The sequence below is a fragment of the Dysgonomonas sp. Marseille-Q5470 genome (genome assembly GCF_951230145.1).
Lineage (GTDB): Bacteria > Bacteroidota > Bacteroidia > Bacteroidales > Dysgonomonadaceae > Dysgonomonas.
Genome location: NZ_CATNVE010000003.1, coordinates 545,796 through 563,034 on the forward strand (window position 1 = coordinate 545,796; position 17,239 = coordinate 563,034).

The 17,239-nt window shown below is 35.2% G+C and carries 19 protein-coding genes and 1 tRNA gene; 17 read left to right on the forward strand and 3 right to left on the reverse strand.

All coding sequences use genetic code 11. The features are described from left to right. The first annotated feature begins 10 nt into the window (after window positions 1-10). The 11 genes from QOX35_RS08265 to QOX35_RS08315 all read left to right on the forward strand — a co-directional run bounded on the left by QOX35_RS08265 (window position 11) and on the right by QOX35_RS08315 (window position 9,805). Window positions 11-637 (forward strand): fumarylacetoacetate hydrolase family protein, encoded by a 627-nt coding sequence (locus QOX35_RS08265; protein ID WP_283686538.1) that lies wholly within the window; start codon window positions 11-13, stop codon window positions 635-637. A 145-nt stretch (window positions 638-782) separates the two neighbouring features. Further along, on the forward strand, window positions 783-1,949 hold the full coding sequence (gene porV / locus QOX35_RS08270; RefSeq protein ID WP_006842734.1) for a type IX secretion system outer membrane channel protein PorV: 1,167 nt from the start codon (window positions 783-785) through the stop codon (window positions 1,947-1,949). Window positions 1,950-1,982: 33 nt separating this feature from the next. Next, window positions 1,983-2,462 (forward strand): 2-C-methyl-D-erythritol 2,4-cyclodiphosphate synthase, encoded by a 480-nt coding sequence (ispF, locus tag QOX35_RS08275; RefSeq protein ID WP_135104091.1) that lies wholly within the window; start codon window positions 1,983-1,985, stop codon window positions 2,460-2,462. Between the two features lie 19 nt (window positions 2,463-2,481). Next, window positions 2,482-3,159, forward strand: a complete 678-nt coding sequence (gene mnmC2 / locus QOX35_RS08280; protein WP_283686539.1) for a tRNA (5-methylaminomethyl-2-thiouridine)(34)-methyltransferase MnmC2 — start codon at window positions 2,482-2,484, stop codon at window positions 3,157-3,159. Window positions 3,160-3,315: 156 nt separating this feature from the next. Beyond that, on the forward strand, window positions 3,316-4,311 hold the full coding sequence (gene dusB / locus QOX35_RS08285; RefSeq protein ID WP_283686540.1) for a tRNA dihydrouridine synthase DusB: 996 nt from the start codon (window positions 3,316-3,318) through the stop codon (window positions 4,309-4,311). Window positions 4,312-4,471: 160 nt separating this feature from the next. Further along, the gene (cysS, locus tag QOX35_RS08290; RefSeq protein ID WP_283686541.1) at window positions 4,472-5,947 is read left to right on the forward strand and encodes a cysteine--tRNA ligase; all 1,476 of its coding nucleotides are present in this window, start codon (window positions 4,472-4,474) and stop codon (window positions 5,945-5,947) included. 133 nt (window positions 5,948-6,080) lie between these two features. Continuing rightward, window positions 6,081-6,782: a DNA alkylation repair protein gene (locus QOX35_RS08295; protein ID WP_283686543.1), complete on the forward strand. Its 702-nt coding sequence runs from the start codon at window positions 6,081-6,083 to the stop codon at window positions 6,780-6,782. Beyond that, the gene (locus QOX35_RS08300) at window positions 6,779-8,002 is read left to right on the forward strand and encodes a M16 family metallopeptidase (RefSeq protein ID WP_283686544.1); all 1,224 of its coding nucleotides are present in this window, start codon (window positions 6,779-6,781) and stop codon (window positions 8,000-8,002) included. The genes QOX35_RS08295 and QOX35_RS08300 overlap by 4 nt, the downstream gene beginning before the upstream one ends. A gap of 33 nt (window positions 8,003-8,035) precedes the next feature. Further along, the gene (locus QOX35_RS08305; RefSeq protein WP_283686545.1) at window positions 8,036-8,734 is read left to right on the forward strand and encodes a porin family protein; all 699 of its coding nucleotides are present in this window, start codon (window positions 8,036-8,038) and stop codon (window positions 8,732-8,734) included. Between the two features lie 83 nt (window positions 8,735-8,817). Next, the gene (locus QOX35_RS08310; RefSeq protein WP_135104098.1) at window positions 8,818-9,102 is read left to right on the forward strand and encodes a hypothetical protein; all 285 of its coding nucleotides are present in this window, start codon (window positions 8,818-8,820) and stop codon (window positions 9,100-9,102) included. 76 nt (window positions 9,103-9,178) lie between these two features. Next, entirely contained in the window at window positions 9,179-9,805 is a 627-nt protein-coding gene (locus tag QOX35_RS08315) for a ribonuclease H1 domain-containing protein (protein ID WP_283686547.1), read from the forward strand. 107 nt (window positions 9,806-9,912) lie between these two features. On the opposite strand, the gene htpG is transcribed toward QOX35_RS08315, so the two are convergent. Further along, window positions 9,913-11,802: a molecular chaperone HtpG gene (gene htpG / locus QOX35_RS08320; RefSeq protein ID WP_283686548.1), complete on the reverse strand. Its 1,890-nt coding sequence runs from the start codon at window positions 11,800-11,802 to the stop codon at window positions 9,913-9,915. Window positions 11,803-12,197: 395 nt separating this feature from the next. On the opposite strand from htpG, the gene QOX35_RS08325 reads away from it, so the two are divergent. The 6 genes from QOX35_RS08325 (at window position 12,198) to QOX35_RS08350 (ending at window position 16,183) form a co-directional block, all read left to right on the forward strand. Then, entirely contained in the window at window positions 12,198-12,731 is a 534-nt protein-coding gene (locus tag QOX35_RS08325; protein ID WP_006842745.1) for an RNA polymerase sigma factor, read from the forward strand. A gap of 361 nt (window positions 12,732-13,092) precedes the next feature. Continuing rightward, window positions 13,093-13,548, forward strand: coding sequence for a DUF4494 domain-containing protein (locus tag QOX35_RS08330; protein ID WP_135104100.1), 456 nt, complete (start codon window positions 13,093-13,095; stop codon window positions 13,546-13,548). Between the two features lie 49 nt (window positions 13,549-13,597). Further along, window positions 13,598-14,266 carry a YggS family pyridoxal phosphate-dependent enzyme gene (locus tag QOX35_RS08335; RefSeq protein WP_283686550.1) on the forward strand — a complete coding sequence of 223 codons (669 nt, stop codon included), beginning with the start codon at window positions 13,598-13,600 and terminating at the stop codon, window positions 14,264-14,266. A gap of 21 nt (window positions 14,267-14,287) precedes the next feature. Next, the gene (locus tag QOX35_RS08340) at window positions 14,288-15,229 is read left to right on the forward strand and encodes a hydrogen peroxide-inducible genes activator (RefSeq protein WP_283686552.1); all 942 of its coding nucleotides are present in this window, start codon (window positions 14,288-14,290) and stop codon (window positions 15,227-15,229) included. Between the two features lie 141 nt (window positions 15,230-15,370). Further along, window positions 15,371-16,036, forward strand: coding sequence for a hypothetical protein (locus QOX35_RS08345; RefSeq protein ID WP_283686553.1), 666 nt, complete (start codon window positions 15,371-15,373; stop codon window positions 16,034-16,036). Between the two features lie 73 nt (window positions 16,037-16,109). Beyond that, window positions 16,110-16,183: transfer RNA gene (locus tag QOX35_RS08350), tRNA-Ala, on the forward strand. A 390-nt stretch (window positions 16,184-16,573) separates the two neighbouring features. On the opposite strand, the gene QOX35_RS08355 is transcribed toward QOX35_RS08350, so the two are convergent. Beyond that, window positions 16,574-16,747 (reverse strand): 6-fold beta flower protein, encoded by a 174-nt coding sequence (locus QOX35_RS08355; protein ID WP_349630697.1) that lies wholly within the window; start codon window positions 16,745-16,747, stop codon window positions 16,574-16,576. Window positions 16,748-16,970: 223 nt separating this feature from the next. Then, window positions 16,971-17,228 (reverse strand): hypothetical protein, encoded by a 258-nt coding sequence (locus QOX35_RS08360; protein WP_283686555.1) that lies wholly within the window; start codon window positions 17,226-17,228, stop codon window positions 16,971-16,973. Between the last annotated feature and the right edge of the window lie 11 nt (window positions 17,229-17,239).

The window sequence follows — 17,239 nt, forward strand, 5'->3', positions numbered from 1 at the left end:
CAGCAAAAAGATGAAGATTATTTGCGTAGGGCAAAATTATCAATCACATAATAAAGAGATGAACAGGGCATTATCGAATAGCGACGATGCTCCTGTTCTTTTTATGAAACCCGATACATCTTTGCTTTCGGGAGATAAGAAAGATTTCTATATTCCCGATTTCTCTGCCGATATACATTACGAGGCTGAAGTTGTAGTTAAGATAAGTAAGATGGGTAAAAATATAGCAGAACGATTTGCTCATCGTTATTACGAAGAAGTTACTCTTGGTATCGACTTTACGGCAAGAGATATACAATCCGAATTAAAGAAAAAAGGACTCCCATGGGAAATAGCCAAAGCCTTTGATAACTCGGCAGCGGTAGGACAGTTTGTATCGAAAGGTAAATGGGACAAACAGATGGATGATTTGAATTTCAGTTTGTCTATTGACGGTAAGACGGTGCAATCGGCTAACACTACCGAAATGATACATCCGATAGATAAAATAATTGCATACGCCAGTCGGTTTTTTACGCTCAAAACCGGCGATTTAATCTTTACAGGCACACCCGCCGGAGTAGGGAAGGTCCAAATAGGAAATCATTTGTCAGGAGAGATAGAAGGAGAGAAATTGTTAGAAATATCTATTTGCTGATAAATTAGAATGTTAAATTTATACTAGATAACAATAAATATTATAAAAAATTGTTATCTATACATACTGAATAATTAAATAAGAAATCCGAACAAACTATAATTAAACCTTAGCAAATAAATTAATTACTTAAATAGTAGAATAAATGAAGAGTCTTTTGAGAAAAATCTTATTTGTAAATATTTTTGCATTACTTGCATTAGGCGCGTATGCACAAGATGACGTGAATCCGATACAAACGGCTATGCCGTCATTAAATATAGCTCCTGATGCCCGTGCAGGTGGGATGGGAGATGCCGGAGTGGCTACAGCACCGGATGTGTATTCCCAACACTGGAATGCTGCTAAATATGCATTTAGCCCAAGTAAGGCAGGTTTTGGGATATCATATACTCCATGGTTGAGAAAGATTATTAATGATATAGCACTAGTTTATGGTGTTGGTTACTATAAATTAGGAAATGAAAATAATCAGGCATTAAGCGCATCTATCCGTTACTTTTCTATCGGAGATGTGAAGGTTGTCACAGATTTGAATGACTTTAATGGTGTTGTGTTAAGTCCCAACGAGTTGGCTATTGACTTAGCATATTCCCGTAAATTGACAGAGACTTTTTCCGGAGCTGTAACTGTGCGTTATATTCGTGCCGATTATACAGGAGCTTCTGAAGAAACTTCAGTAGGCAATGCTTTTGCCGCAGATATTTCGGGTTATAACGAATCTTATATCCGTACAGGGAGTTCAGAAAGTCTACTAAGTTTTGGTTTCAATATTTCTAATATTGGTACGAAAATTTCTACCAACGGAGATTCACGAAACGAATTCTTGCCAACCAATCTGCGTTTAGGTGCTTCTCTTATGTATCCGATCAACGAGGTAAGTACAATATCATTCAGTGCAGACCTGAACAAGTATTTGGTTCCAACTCCTCCTGTTAAAAAAGAAGGGGAAACCAATGATGAATTCAGTAAACGCATGGCAGATTATCGAGATATTAACCCGATAGCGGGTATCTTTAAATCATTTGGTGATGCTCCCGGTGGATTCTCAGAAGAAATGAAAGAGATTGCATGGTCGCTTGGTGCAGAATATGATTATAATGATAAGTTCCGTTTACGTACCGGTTACTTCCACGAAAATAAGATGAAAGGTAATCGTCAGTATCTTTCTTTTGGTGCAGGATTTAAGCTAAGTGCATTCCAACTGGATGTAGCATATTTGTTGGCTACCGCTCAACAAAATCCACTAGACCAAACATTGCGTTTTTCTCTAGGTTTTGATATTGATGCAATGAAAAATTTATTTAAGTAAATTATTGTTTCGTAGATAAAGTTATTTGATATAATGAAGATAAGGGTAGGTTTTGGCTATGATGTGCATCGCCTTGCTGATAATAGAGATTTGTGGTTAGGTGGAATCAAGATAGAACATAGTCAGGGACTATTAGGACACTCCGATGCTGATGTGCTTATACATGCTATTTGCGACGCTATTCTTGGTGCGGCAAATTTACGTGATATAGGTTTTCATTTTCCTGATACAGCCGGAGAGTATAAAGATATAGACAGTAAGATCTTATTGAAAAAAACATTAGAGGTGATAACCGAGAAAGGATATAGTATAGGCAATATAGATGCAACTATCTGTGCCGAACGTCCTAAAATAAATCCTCATATCCCTCAGATGCAGAAAGTGATGGCTGAGATTTTAGAGATCTCGGTAGACGATATATCGATAAAAGCAACAACTTCAGAAAAAATGGGGTTTGTAGGCCGTGAGGAAGGTTTTGCCGCATACGCCGTTGCTTTAATTGAAAAAAAGTGATAATTAGACACAAAAAGAAATGAGTGTGAAACCCAAAATAGAATTAACCGCTGATGGGTCTCACACTCTTTTCATGTCCGACCTGAATGAACACTATCATTCGGTAAATGGAGCTATACAAGAATCAACCCACGTATTTATTAAGACAGGATTGCATCATTGCAAAAAAGGGAGTGTCAATATTCTTGAAATTGGTTTCGGAACAGGTTTAAATGCTTTTCTTACAGCATTGGATGTAACCAATACTGAAAGAGTTATTCATTACACAGGCTTAGAGTTATACCCTTTGCCTAAATCAATTATCAGTGAGTTGAATTATTCGGATAAACAATCAGAGCAAGCCAAGATATTATATAATAAGCTGCATGATGCTGATTGGAATAAAGAAGTTCAAATTTTACCTGAGTTTTATTTGTCGAAGATAGAATGTGATTTTACCAAGTTTGATTTCTCCTCATTAAAATCTTCTTTCGATCTCATTTACTTCGATGCATTTGCTCCCGATAAGCAGCCCGAAATGTGGACGCAATCAATCTTTGATTCATTGTATTCTGTTACAGCCCGGAATGGGATATTCGTTACTTATTGTGCTAAAGGTGTTGTGCGTAGAATGCTACAACAAGCAGGCTACAAAACTGAAAGACTTCCCGGACCTCCCGGAAAAAGAGAAATGCTGCGTGCTACAAAAACAGGTTGATGCCTCGTCTCTATTCTCTGTATTCTTTTTATATTCATTTCCTCAGCGTTTATAATATAGTTAAGATCAATTCCATCTTTTTATCTTCTGATAAAAGATACTTATCTTTGTGCTCGATATTTAATAAATATCTATAAGAATCTACACTATAATATAATGAAAATAGGCAATATAAAATTCTCTGAAAACCCTGTCTTTCTTGCACCTATGGAAGATGTAACAGATATGGGATTTCGTCTTATGTGCAAGCAATTTGGGGCTGATATGGTATATACCGAGTTTGTATCCAGCGATGCACTTATTCGTCATGTGAATAAAACTCAGGCCAAGCTCACCATCAGTGAAGAAGAGCGTCCTGTGGCTATACAGATATACGGACGGGAAGTAGATGCGATGGTGGAAGCTGCAAAAATCTGTGAAGAAGCCAATCCGAATATTTTGGATATAAACTTTGGATGTCCGGTAAAGAAAGTAGCAGGGAAAGGAGCTGGTTCGGGTATGATGAAAACCCCCGAACTGATGGTTGAAATAACTGCTGCAGTGGTAAAAGCCGTAAAAATCCCTGTAACAGTAAAAACTCGTTTAGGTTGGGATCATGAGTCGAAGATTATTGTGGAGCTGGCAGAGCAATTGCAAGACGTAGGAATACAAGCCTTGACAATACATGGACGCACACGCTCACAGATGTACACAGGAGAGGCCGATTGGAAATTGATTGGCGATGTGAAAAATAACCCTCGTATACATATTCCGATAGTAGGTAATGGGGATGTAACTAGTCCCGAAATATGCAAACGCCGTTTCGACGAGACAGGAGTGGATGCCGTAATGATAGGGCGGGGGAGTATCGGTAGTCCGTGGATATTTGAAGAGGTGAAGCATTATTTGAGAACAGGTGAAACACTTCCGAAGAAAGAATTTGGATGGTACTTGAATGTTCTAAAAGAGATGATCCGCAAAAATGTTACTCATTCAGGGGAACGTGGCGGAATTATTCATAGTCGGCGTCATTTGGCTGCAAGCTCATTATTTAAAGGGTTGCCCGATTTTAAGAAAGTAAGAGTGGCTATGTTGCGAACAGAGTCCGTTGATGAACTTTTTGAAATTATGGATACTATACCGGAGCAATTTCAGTTGGAATCAAACAATTGAATATAAATTGAGTTTTCGGTAACAGGAATAAAGAAATCTATAACCCCTAAATATTTAATAATACATAGGTTTGGTTACACACTTAATATTCGGTGTGTAACCTCCTTACTTCTATATAATTTTCTTACTTTTGTATTGCTAAAAAAATTACAGACTGTTTATGGAACAAAAATTATTGGTTTACAATACTCTGACACGAAAAAAGGAAGTATTCGAACCGCTTCATGCACCGCATGTGGGGATGTATGTTTGTGGACCAACCGTATACGGAGATGGCCATCTCGGACATGCCCGTCCTGCTATAACATTCGATATACTATTTCGTTATCTCACACATTTAGGTTATAAGGTGCGTTACGTTCGTAATATCACGGATGTGGGGCACTTGGAGAACGATGCCGATGAGGGTGAAGATAAAATAGCCAAAAAAGCACGTTTGGAGCAGTTGGAACCAATGGAAGTTGTTCAGTATTATGTAAATCGTTATCATAAAGCAATGGATGCTTTGAACGTACTGTCTCCATCTATAGAGCCTCATGCTTCGGGGCATATCATAGAGCAGATAGAGGCAATCAAAGGTATATTGAAAGCCGGATATGCATACGAAAGTAATGGTTCGGTTTATTTCGATGTAGAGAAATATAATAAGGATTATGATTATGGTATTCTTTCTCATCGCAATATCGAAGAAATGCTAAATACTACGCGTGAGCTTGATGGTCAGGAAGAGAAGCGGAGTAGAGTTGACTTTGCTCTGTGGAAAAAAGCTGCACCCGAACATATTATGCGTTGGCCTTCGCCTTGGAGTGATGGTTTTCCCGGGTGGCATATCGAATGTTCAACAATGAGTATAAAATATCTTGGCCGAGAATTTGATATACATGGTGGTGGGCTCGATCTTATGTTCCCTCATCACGAATGCGAGATAGCTCAGAATACGGCAATGGAAAAGCATCAGGTAGTAAGATACTGGATGCATAACAATATGATAACTATTGGCGGGCAGAAAATGGGCAAGTCCTTAGGAAACTTCATTACACTGGATGAATTCTTTACAGGCTCTCATAAAATGCTGGTACAGGCGTATAGCCCTATGACAATTCGTTTCTTTATTTTGCAGGCGCACTATCGTAGTACAGTAGATTTCAGTAACGAAGCCTTGCAAGCTGCAGAAAAGAGCCTCGAACGACTTTATGATGCATACGCACGTATAGAGAAAATTCCTGTCTCAGCTACATCTTCTGTAGATGTCAAAAATATTAGGAACAAGTGCTATGAGGCATTAAATGATGATTTGAATTCGGCAATTGTAATAGCGCATCTATGTGAAGCCGGAACAACAATCAATTCTGCAAGTGCCGGTAATATAACATTGAGTCAGGAAGATATAAATGAGCTTAAAGAAGTATTTGATATCTTTTTGTTCGGTATACTCGGTATCCGTAACGATGCAATAGGAGTAAACAGTGGCAATAATGAAGCGTTTGGCAAAGCTGTAGATTTATTACTTGAAATTCGCCAAAAAGCAAAAGAAAATAAAGATTGGGCTACTTCAGATCAGATTCGCAACGAATTGGCTAAAGCCGGATTTGAAATCAAAGATGGCAAGGATGGTGCCGAATGGAAACTGAAATGATTCTTTTTCTCTTTATCTAAAGCATCAATATTTATCTTATTATACATCGAAGGCTATTTTTATGAACTTTAAAAAGTGACAAATGAAAATAGCCTGAAATCTGTCACTTTTGTCACCTTTTATAGAGAATATAATGATAGCTAAACAGATACAAGAAGAGCTAAATGCTTATTCAACTCCTGAAAAGCGGGAATTTCTTCCGTACTTTTTCAAAACAGGGAAAGGTCAATATGGAGAAGGTGACAAGTTTCTGGGAGTTGTTGTTCCTGATACTCGAAAAGTAGCTAAGAAATATAAAGATATTCCTTTTACAGAGGTAGCAAAACTTCTCAATAATGAATATCATGAGTGTCGCCTGTGTGCTTTGCTTATTCTCGTAGAGTTATTTAAAAAGACAAAGGACGAGACAAGAAAACAAGAGATTGTAGATTTTTATTTGGCTCATACACATCGTATCAATAACTGGGACTTGGTAGATCTCAGTGCAAAAGATATTGTTGGAGAGTACCTTGTAGATAAAGACAGATCAGTTTTGTATCAATTAGCGGACAGCTCTCTGTTGTGGGATCAACGAATTGCTATTATTGCAACATTCGCATTTATCCGTCGAAACGATTATCAAGATATTTTAGATTTATCCCGACGATTATTATATCATAAGCACGATCTGATGCATAAAGCTATCGGGTGGATGCTTAGAGAGATGGACAAGAGAGATAAAATGCAATTAACTGATTTTCTCGATCGTTATAGTAAAGAGATGCCTCGTACGATGTTGCGTTACTCAATAGAAAAATTAAGCCCTGAAGAAAGGGCGTTTTACATGAAGAAATGATAAATTATCTCACTCATACATTATCCAACGGACTTCGTATTGTGCACAAACCAATTGAAAGTAACGTTTCTTATTGTGGTTTTATAGTCAATGCAGGTACACGCGATGAAGCTCCCGATCAGTACGGTATGGCTCACTTTGTAGAGCATATGCTGTTTAAAGGCACGGACAAAAGACGGGCGTATCATATTATCAACCGTATGGAAAATGTGGGGGGAGAGCTCAATGCATTTACAAATAAAGAAGAAACGGTTGTTTACTCAGTCTTTCTTGAGCAACACTTTAGCCGTGCGATAGAGTTACTTTCAGACATTACTTTTCATTCGAATTTTCCCCAATCGGAAATTGAAAAAGAAGTAGAGGTTATTATAGACGAAATACATTCGTACGAAGATAGTCCATCGGAACTGATCTTTGATGAATTCGAAAACCTTGTTTTTGATCAGTCCCAGATAGGGCATAATATATTAGGAAGTGCCGAGCTGTTGCAGAACTTTGATGGGCAGATGGCTAAGGCTTTTGTAAACAAATTCTATAATCCTTCCAATATGGTGTTTTTTTCACTTGGAAGAACAGACTTTAAGAAGATTGTTTATTATGCCGAGAAATATTTGTCGGCTATTCCTGATATAAAATCAGATATACAACGGATAAAGCCGGTTGACATCTCATCAGTAAATAAGAGGGAGGATAAAGAGACTTCGCAGGCACATGTTCTGATTGGCGGACGTTCATATTCATTGTGTGACCCCAATAGAAGAGTCTTAAATCTTTTGAATAACCTTTTGGGTGGCCCGCGAATGAATAGCCGTTTGAATATTTCTTTACGAGAGAAAAGAGGCTATGTATATAACGTAGACTCGTCGATCACATCATATACCGATACGGGGATAACTTCAATTTATTTTGGCTGCGATAAGAAAAATGTAGATAAGTGTATCAGTTTGGTGCATAAAGAATTAAATAGATTAAGAAAAGAGAAGCTTACATCAAGTCAACTAAGCACAGCCAAGAAGCAACTCATTGGGCAGATAGGTGTGATGGGAGACAATCATGAGAATCTGGCATTAGCCTTGGGTAAGAATTTTTTGCATCATAATCACTTCAATACATTGGCGGAAACCGCTCAAAAAATAGAAGTTGTGACGGCAGAACAAATACTGGCAGTGAGTAACGAAATTTTTGATGAAAGAAGTTTGTTTACTTTAATATATGATTAATTCTCTTAACTTTGCATTAGCTATACTAACTTTATGAAAACAATCTTAAAAATATCTTTACTTATATCTTTGTTTGTTTGCAGTATTGGAACTATAAATGCTCAGTATCCTAAAAAGCGTATCACTTCGGATATACATGTGGGATTAAACCTCGCCGGAATGGATATTAAGAATGAAAATACATATAAGCAAGCCAAAGTAGGAGTTCATATCGGGTTCAATGTAAATTATAAATTTTGGAGTAATATGCAGCTCCAAACAGGGTTGTTTGTTACTAAGAAAGGATTGAAAAGACATATTCATACTGTAGAGAAAAATGGTGATATTTCTGTAACTACCTATGACGGATATTATAATGCCACAGGCAATTATATACAGATGCCTTTTAATTTGGGATATGAATTGTATTTCACGAAGTCATGGGCATTTAATATTAATGGTGGACTTTATGCCGCTTATGGATATAAAGGGACAGGTACAACAAGCAGCGTTACAGTGATTTCCGATAATATAGGGAAGCCTGTTGTTACAACGGTTCCTGAGGTCGAATTTGAATCATTTACTCCTGACCGATGGCGAAGGTTCGATTATGGCTTGAACGCGAAAGTTGGTCTGGTGTATGATATATATACAATAAACATAGGGTACGAATATGGACTCTACAATATTGCATATACTGGTCCTGAATTAAAAAATAGAAACTTTTTTGTTTCGTTCGGATTCAGATTCTAGCCTACTGGTATGTGTTTTATAGTCTGAACTTTGTCTGTCTGATTGTTGTTTTCTATAAATAAAAACCATCAAAAATTATAATCATGGAAAACTTGATAAAAAAACTGCAAGATGAGGTTGGGCTAACATACGAACAGGCGGTTAAAGCTGTTTCTGTAGTCAAAGATTATATGGATAAGGAAGGTCTTGATATAGACTGGGATAAATTCTTTAAAGGAAAAACAGAAGATTTCTTAACTAAGGCTAAAGATTTATTTGAAGACGTGTCGAAGCATACGCAAAGTTATACTGAAAAATTTGTAGATAAGGTTGATGAGTTTGCAGATAAGGCACGAAAAAAGGCTTCTGATTTTTTTAACGAAAAGTAATTAGAGTAATAAAAGATTTAGAATATCTGTAGGTACAGCTTACGGATATTTTTGTGATATATACTGTTGGAATAAGGTGGCGAAGAAGAATTTTTATGTGGTGTGGAATGGAGTAAAGACCGGGGTTTACTCTTCATGGGCAGAATGTAAAGCTCAGGTAGAAGGTTATGATGGTGCTATTTATAAATCATTTCCCTCAAAACTAGAGGCTGACAAAGCTTACAATGAAAGTCCTTGGTTGTATGTAGGTAAGAATGCTGAAAAAAAGAAGCAGGTTTCAATACATAATATTCCCGAGATTATAAAAGATAGCCTTTCCGTAGATGCCGCCTGTAGTGGTAATCCCGGCTTGATGGAGTATCGCGGAGTATATGTGAAGACCGGAGAGGAGGTTTTCAAGCAAGGGCCATTTGAAGAAGGAACAAATAATATTGGAGAGTTTCTCGCATTGGTGCACGGCTTGGCCTTGTTGAAGCAGAAAGGTTTTTCTATTCCCATTTATTCAGATAGTGTAAATGCAATAAAGTGGGTAAAAGAAAAGAAATGTAAGACCAAGTTGGAACGGATTCCCGAGAATGAATCTCTTTTCTACATGATAGAACGTGCCGAGAAATGGCTTAAAACAAATACTTATACAACTACAATCCTTAAATGGAAAACTGATGAATGGGGTGAGATTCCCGCAGATTTTGGACGGAAGTAAACTTTGGTTTGAAAATTTATTACAATAAATAAACGGAGCAAAATGTCTTTTTTGTTTAGTGACATTAAGCTCCGCTATTACCTGTTTAGTTTAATATATTCTGTAGATTATATATTTTCCATATTTCTTTTGATAAAGTTGCTCAAAGCTTCGCCTTTCAGCATACCGTTTGACAGCAGAGCTAAATCTATCAATTGTCGAATATTTTTATTCTCATTAGCATAAGCACTTACCGCATCCTTATCTTTGTTATCTATATCAGCCATTATCTTTTTTATTAATGGATGCTCGATGTTTAATACAAGATTATAATTGTTCGGCATCTCACCATAAAATCCCATACCCGACTGCATAGCAGACATTTCCTTCATACGGCGCATAAACTCATTCTGAGTTATTTGTATTGGTTGTGCCTTTTCGTCCAAGGATTTGTAGTCGACAGTAAATTCAGTTTTATCAATCTTCGGTAGTTGAGAAGTAAAGGCTTCATTTAACTCTTCCTTTTGTTTATCAGTTAGATTGATTTCTTTGCTGTCTTCTTTCAAGATCAGATTGTCCACTGTATCACTGTCTACTCGAACAAAACGACTCTTCTCAAACTTCTGTTCAAGCAGTCCTGCCATATGTACATCTAGTTGACCGTCAAATAAGATTACATCATAACCTTTGTCTTTAGCTGTGTTTATGTAAGAGAACTGCTCTTCTTTGTTGCTGGTGTATAGATAAATTAGATTGCCATCCTTATCTGTTTGATCAGAAGATATAAGTGTTTTGTATTCTTCAAATGTGAATGCTTTACCATCAACGTTCTTCAATAAACAGAACTTTTGAGCACGGTCGTAGAATTTCTCGTCGGTAAGCATGCCATACTCAACAAAGAGCTTGAGACTATCCCATTTGTCTTCGAATTGACTACGATCGTTTTTGAATATTTCTTCCAGTCTGTCGGCAACCTTTTTCGTAATATGATTGGATATCTTTTTTACATTCTGATCACTTTGCAGATACGAGCGAGAAACGTTAAGAGGGATGTCCGGAGAATCTAAAACCCCATGCATCAATGTCAGGAATTCGGGAACTATACCTTCTACTGAATCGGTAACAAATACTTGGTTGCTATATAATTGTATCTTGTTGCGATTGAGGTCTATATTGCTTTTAACTTGAGGGAAATATAATATTCCTGTCAGCTTGAACGGATAATCAACATTTAGATGTATCCAGAACATCGGCTCGTCAGAGAAAGGATATAAGTCTTGGTAGAATTTCTTATAATCTTCATCTTTCAGATCGGCAGGTTTGCGTGTCCATAGGGGATTTGTATCATTTATAACATTGTCTTCTTCTGTCTCTACAGATTTGCCGTCTTTCCATTCTGTTTTCTTTCCGAATATTACGGGTATAGGTAAGAAGCGACAGTATTTTTTTAATAGTTTGTCTATTTCTGCTTTTTCGAGGAAGTTTTTATTCTCATCATCTATATATAAAATAATGTCAGTCCCTCTTTCTGCTTTTTCTACAGCTTCTAACGTAAATTCAGGAGATCCGTCGCAACTCCATTTTACCGCTTGAGCATTTTCTTTGAAAGACTTGGTGATGATCTCTACTTTCTTGGATACCATGAAAGATGAATAAAAACCTAATCCAAAATGTCCAATAATAGAATTAGCGTCTTTCTTGTATTTATCGAGGAACTCATTTGCTGAAGAAAATGCTATTTGATTGATGTACTTGTCTATTTCTTCATCGGTCATCCCAATACCTTTATCTGAGATTGTAAGAGTACCTTTATCTTTGTCAATAGATACACTTACCGACAAACTGCCCATCTCTCCTTTGAATTCTCCTAACGATGCGTATGTCTTTAATTTTTGAGTAGCATCTACGGCATTAGACACTAATTCACGAAGAAATATTTCATGATCACTATATAAGAATTTCTTGATGATAGGGAAAATGTTTTCGGTCGTAACCCCAATTTTACCAGTTTTTTCCATGTTGTATAATATTTTACCAGTTATATTTGTTAATTATGTATTGTTAAGACAAAATAAATGCCAAAGAGTATCTGAGTGACAATTTGTCGTAGTATATTAGATTTATTTTGATTAATTAATGAAGTTTATAGAAATAATTTATAACTTATATTAATATTCAAATAATATTTGAGAATACATATTATCAGTTGTTTATGTGTTTTGTATTTGCTTATTTTTCTGAAAAAAAGTATATTTTTATAAAGTTTTTTCTGGTTGATGAAAAAAAAGAGTATATTTGTTTTAAGAATTAATGAAAAGAGATTATAAAACAAAGCGTTGTTTTACTATATTTTGGCTTAAAAAGCCATACAAGATTACTTAATTTGCATTAGCCGACTAAAAATTACAAAAAAATGACAACACTAAATAACACTTATAAAGGATTTGAAGACAGGTTAATAGACTTGCAGAATAATATGTTGAACTTTGCGCTTACTCTAACATCCAATAGAGAAGAGGCGAAAGATTTGTTGCAAGAAACAACTTTACGTGCTTTGGACAACAAAGAGAAATATTATGAAAACGTAAACTTCAAAGGTTGGGTTTTTACTATCATGCATAATATTTTTGTGAATAACTATCGTCGTGTAGTTCGCAGTCAGACTATGATAGATCAAACTGAAAATTTATATCATTTAAATTTACCTCAAGATTCAGGTTTTGATACACCGGAAGGCGCATATACGGTATCTGAAATAGTAAAAGTGATAAATAGTTTTGCGGACGAATATAAAGTTCCTTTTACAATGCACGTGTCGGGTTATAAATATGAAGAAATTGCTCAACAACTAGGTTTGCCAATAGGTACGGTTAAGAGTCGTATTTTCTTTGCTCGTAAACGTCTTCAAGAACTGCTGAACGATTATAAATATCAAGACAGAGAATAATATAGAAATTATTTAGATAATAAACGAAAGCCTGCAGTATAATTGCAGGCTTTTTTTGAGACAGAAAGCTCTCTTTATTCTAACATATGTATATATATTATTTTAAAATATCCTGCCTTTATGTTATTATCACTATCTCATAAGTTGAATAATAATAAAAAAGATGAGGTTAAATATTTTTTGAGAAATATAGATTTTTATAGCTTAAATATACATGGATTTGTTCTTTATTTTCTTTTTTTGTGATAGAAGAATCTCATAATTAAGCAATAGAGAACTTTTATCAATTGATAGATATAATGAATTAAATTGTTTATATTTGTATCAATAAATTATAGATTAAAACAATAACCTAGACTATATGCATAATTGGTTTGAATGCAAGGTCAGTTACGAAAAAGTACTGGAAAATGGTATGCAAAAGAAAGTAACTGAACCATATTTAGTAGATGCACTATCTTTCACCGAGGCGGAAGCCCGTATAATTGAAGAAATAAAACCTTATATATCGGGAGAATTTACAATAGCAGATATTAAAAGAGCTAAATTGTCTGAATTATTCTTTAATGATAATGGAGATCGTTTTTTTAAAGCTAAAGTAATGTTTATTAGTTTGGATGAAAAAAGTGGAACGGAAAAGAAAACAGCAGTACAAATGCTAGCTCAGGCATCTGATATAAAAGAAGCGCTGAAGGTTGTAGAAAAAGGTATGGAGGGAACCTTGGCTGATTATACTATTGCTTCATTATCCGAGACTACTATTATGGATGTGTTTCCTTATTCAGAAGACGAAAAGAAGAAAGTAGTATTGGTATGATTTGCCATAAAATTATGGTTGATAAATTATATTGTGTTACCGGCTTGAAATGAATATATCAGATAACTTACATAAAATAAAAGAGACTTTACCTGAAACTGTAAAACTTGTCGCTGTATCTAAATTTCATCCTGTAGAAGCTATACAGAAACTTTATGATAACGGTCAACGTGTTTTTGGTGAAAGTCGGATGCAAGAGGTAGATCTGAAGCATAGTCAGTTGCCGCAAGATATAGAATGGCACTTTATAGGTCATCTTCAAACAAACAAAGTGAAAGCAATCGTTCCATATGTTCATACTATTCATAGTGTTGATAGTTGGAAGCTTTTACAGGAAATAGATAAGCAGGTAACAAGTGTAAATAAGCGTATTTGCTGTCTTTTAGAAATTCATATTGCAGAAGAGGATTCTAAATATGGCTTATCATTTGATACTTGTCGGCAGATGCTGGATGAAGGCCTTTGGAAGCAGTTGAAGTATGCATATATTGGAGGGGTAATGGGTATGGCTACCTTTACGGACAATGTAGACCTGATAAGAACAGAGTTTCGTAGCCTGAAACTATTCTATGATGAACTTAAAACAGACTATTTCCATGATTTTGATTCGTTTTCCGAAATTTCTATGGGGATGTCTGATGATTATGAAATAGCAGTGGAGGAGGGAGCTACTATAGTACGAGTAGGTTCTTCAATATTTGGACAAAGAGAATACTAACACTAACTAAATACCGTAGATATGAACATACAGCAACTGGAGTATATTATTGCAGTGGACAATCATCGCCACTTTGCAAAAGCGGCTGAAGCTTCTTTTGTAACGCAGCCTACCCTAAGTATGATGATCCAGAAATTGGAAGATGAGCTGGGGGTTAAAATATTTGATCGTAGTCAGTTGCCTGTTCAGCCAACTGTTATTGGTATTCAGATCATAAATCAGGCTCGTGTCATTGTATCGCAAGTAAAGCAGATAAAAGAAATAATCCAAGAAGAAAAAGGAATAGTACAAGGAGTGTTTAAATTGGGTATAATCCCTACTATCGCGCCTTATCTATTGCCGAAACTAATGAAGGTACATGACGAAAATGGTTATGATATTGTTTTGGTAATAGAAGAAACTACAACCGGTCAGATAATAGAGAAGTTGTTGAATGGGGCTTTAGATGGGGCTATATTGGCTACACCTCTGAAAAACGATAAAATATCCGAACATCCGATATATTACGAACGATTCTATGCTTACGTTTCTCCCCGCGAAACATCACTTTATGCAAAAAAAGAGCTTGAAGAAGATGATCTGAATATAAACCGTTTGTGGTTGCTTGAAGAAGTTCATTGTTTCAGAGGGCAAATATTGAGAATCTGTAATATGCGTAAGCGTAAAAGCTCACATTCTTTATTCTCTTATGAAGCAGGAAGTATAAGCACGCTGATCAATATTGTAGATAACAATAGCGGGCTTACTATTATTCCCGAAATGGCAATAGAAGATCTTACCGAACAACAAAAAAAGAATGTGCGTCCACTGAAAGGTATTTCGCCGGTAAGAGAAATCAGCTTGGTTACTCGTAAAGAATTTTTGAGAGAAAGAGTTTTGGATATAATAATTTCGGAAATAAAGCAATCGGTACCCCAACCTCTATTGAGTTTAGAGCTAAAAAAGTTCATTGTGGATATTTGATCTGAATTTTCTGTATAACATAATATAAGAAAGTCCTGAAACTATCAGGACTTTCACTGTTTAAGTAGAATAAATACTGAATTATTTGTAGATTAATAAATACTTTATTTTCTTTGTTAAAGCTTTAAATAAATGCCTGTTATGAAAAACAAATATCTTCTTCTATCATTATTCTTTAGTCTCTTCTGGGTATCATTGGAACTGCAAGCTCAAGAAGACAATGTATATATATTCGATGAATTTAAAAATGGAAAAGCTGTATATAAAAATGGCGCAGTTGTATATGCAAAACTTAATTATGATCCTTTAAATCAAAGAATGCTCTTCCTCTCACCTTCGGATAATGCTTTACTAGAGATAGTCAATCCTTCGGATATTTCATATATCAATATTGAAGGGCGAATGTTTGAGCAGATAAAAGGCAATTTATTCTACGAGCGGATTAATTATAATAACTTCATTTTTTATATACAATGGAGATATAAAGCTGTATCGGAGGGAAAACCGAGTGGTTATGGTATGACATCTACAACAAGCGCTATAACGAGTGTAAGTGTAATTAATAAAGAAGGACGTACTATTCCTCTGAACGTTTCCGAGAAGTTTAATTACAAGCCTGATAATTTCTATTATATAAAGATTAATAATACACAGAAGCGCTTTTCTTCACCAGACTCATTAGCAAAGTTATTTAAAGTTCACAAAGAAGAAATCAAGAAATATATTAAGGAAAATAAGCTGGATTTTGATAATCCGGAAGATATTAAGTCTGCTGTGGAATATTGCTCGCAGTATACAGTTAAATAGAGTTAAGTTCTCTTTTTATTTATATATCTGGCATTATTAGCGAAAATTGTATATATTTGCACAGCTTTCATCGGGGGCATTAGCTCATCTGGCTAGAGCGTTAGACTGGCAGTCTAAAGGTGATCGGTTCGAGTCCGATATGCTCCACAATAATTTAAAACTCCTCATACAGAAATGTGTGGGGATTTTATTTTAATTAAAATATGTAAAATATAAGTAAGCAATTCCTATAATAATTCCAAATACAATAGAAATCCCTATAATAGTATTAATGCATCCGTGGCTAATCTTATTTGCATAGTCATTAGAATTACCTTCTAAATATTTAAGTGGTTTAGGAAACCCTATGAGTTTAAGGAAGTAAAATCTGATTCGGGCTCCTACAAAACGAGCAAAGTCATATATTATATTTCTCATAAAAAACTGTTGATTTAATAAAGTTGACCTTTCTGTCCAATCCTCATAAAAAGAGCTCGATACTTTGGTGCTATACCCCATAAAAATCCCAATATTGGACGATATTGGGATTTTTTATAATTACTCAATGGTGTTAATTATATCACTTGTAAAAGTAGAGTCTCCTTTGTATACCTTACCATCTTTAATTGTATATACTATATCTCTTGTAAATGTGGAATTTCCTTTGTATGCCTTGCCATCCTTGATTGTGTATACTATCGCGCTCATAAATGTAGAATTCCCTTTATACACTTTACTGTCTTGTGCATACCCACTCAGGTAAACGATGATAAAAAGAAATGTAATAATTGTTTTTTTATGGCTTTCAAATTTATAAATATTATTTATTGATAAGACTCTTAAAAACTACTAAGGTTTAAAAGCTAATGATTTTTATCCCATCTTCTCAAAAGAATTCGATACAGTGGAGATATGCCTCACTAGATCTAATTCTCATGCTGAAATATTGGGGGAGTTAAAATTTTATATTAATTAGTTTTTCGATAAGTTCATTTTCGTCTTCCGTATAATCTTTGATTTTGTTTTCTATTTTATCTCTCATTTCACTAGACACCATATTGTTTTTTAATAAATGGATATCTTGTATTAAATTTTCGATAAGAGCCCAATCTTTATCTACCAATATATTTTTCTCTTTAGCATTAGCAAAACGAGCAAAGTTATCTATATTTTGATACTTTAAATATATTGTAATTTTCTGTTTGGTTATCATAACTATCTTTT